We start from the raw sequence: 779 nt of genomic DNA on the forward strand, positions 1-779 counted from the left end.
GTTTGTTGAGTGGGGGACGGTGTTACAAGTTAGTATGTCTTTGATCGGTGCTTTAGACATTTCACAGTATGCATCTTCAGAGAAAAGTGCGTGCACACCAATGCATATAGGCTCTTGTAAACCTTCGGCTACAAGCGCTTCGGCAGTACGAATCATGGTCCGACCTGTCGAGATAATATCGTCAATAAGTACGGGGGTTCTTTGTGCAAAGTCTTGAGCATTTGGGCTCGAAACTTCTACGTTCTTATCGCCGAAACGTTGTTTTTCTAGAATTAAGTAGGGGCAGCCAATCATGTCTGCTGCCGCCGCAGCCCATTGCTCACTTTCACTGTCAGGGCCAACCACCAAGGGGGTCTCAATATTTTCTTTAACCCATGAGGCTATTAAAGGGTTAGCTTGCAGAGTGTGTGTTTCCATTGTGTAAATTTCACCCAGTGAATGGTAGCGATGCAGGTGAGGGTCGATGGTGATTAAGCGATCTAAATACTGATTTAACAACTTAGCGTAATAGCGTGAAGTCAGAGCCTCTCCTTCGTGAAACTTAATATCCTGACGCATATAGGGAAGATAAGGACAGACTAAGGTAATACTGGCTATTCCAAGCTCGCGTAAGGTTTCGCAAAGATAAACCAAGGGTAGAAACTTTGAATTTGGCTGGTGCATATTCGAGACTATAATGGCTTCACGCTGCTGGTAATCGCTATGTACTCTCATGTAAGTTTCACCATCAGGGAACTGGCGGTGTTCCAACTTGGCAGGTTCTGCATTTAACTCCGTAG

General features: G+C 45.1%; 1 protein-coding gene. It reads right to left on the minus strand.

Annotated elements, in window-relative coordinates; all coding sequences use genetic code 11:
- Window positions 1-779 (minus strand): ribose-phosphate diphosphokinase (locus A3757_RS02340; protein WP_068739108.1); only part of this gene is annotated, 779 nt, incomplete at both ends.

It is taken from the genome of Oleiphilus sp. HI0117, from assembly GCF_001635235.1.